1 protein-coding gene is annotated in these 915 nt (G+C 44.5%); it reads right to left on the minus strand.

The window, feature by feature from the left end:
• Positions 1-736 (minus strand): DUF5020 family protein (locus A3738_RS15250; RefSeq protein WP_068763706.1); only part of this gene is annotated, 736 nt, incomplete at its 3' end.
• Between the last annotated feature and the right edge of the window lie 179 nt (positions 737-915).

Below are 915 nucleotides of genomic sequence, written 5' to 3' on the forward strand. Positions count from 1 at the left end.
CGTCACTCTTAACACCGAACTTGTTGCTCCAGTAAGAGTATTCGATACCAACTTCAAGCTTAGACTTGGTGATACCCATGAACTTGCCTACGTCAGCACGAAGCTGTGGGTTGAAGTGGAAATCAGACGCGTGATCAGCTTCTGCTGAAGACCAGTCGATGTAACCGTCGAACATGAAGTCAACACCTGCTACTGCGAAAGGAACACCGTAAGTAACTGTCAACTGAACGTCATCCTTGTTGTTTTCATTATCAGCGTAGAAAACGTTAGTGCCGAAAAACGCAAATCCTGGAAGATCCCAGCTCAAGCCAACACCGTAAAGGTAATTGTCTTGACTAAAACCAGTTGAGTTAGAGCTAAATTCGTAAGTTGTAGCAAGAAGTACATCTTTAATCGGACCAACACTTAAGTCTGATCCTGCTAAGTTACTAAGGCTGAAACGAGGAGAAAGTTCACCGTAAGTTTCGTTGAAGCTAGAAGCTGAACCTTTACCGTTTAGACGATCTACGAAGAAGAACGCATCACCCCAATCGTGGCCAGAAGCGTGCTCAATTGTCATCACAGTCATTTCTTGAGTCTTATTCGGAGCACCGAAGTTGTAACCTACATTGAAGTAATCAGCACTGTGAAGAACAGTTACACTGTTGTCTGCCCAGAATTGTTCTGCTTGAGCTGGAGCAGCGACTACCGCTGCAGAAAGTGCTGCTGCACTTGCAAGAGTTTTTAGTTGTTTCATTTTTCTACCTTAGTAATTACATCACGGCACTTTTTAGTTGTGCCTTTTTCCGGAAAATGGGAGCTTGCTGTGCAATAAGCTCAACAAAGCTCCCGATACTTTAAACGTCCCGGTTTACGACTGAGGCAATTTGCCCTCTACACCTTCGATGTAGAAACCAAAGCCTAGTAGCGCACCGT

The sequence above is a fragment of the Oleiphilus sp. HI0066 genome, from assembly GCF_001635725.1.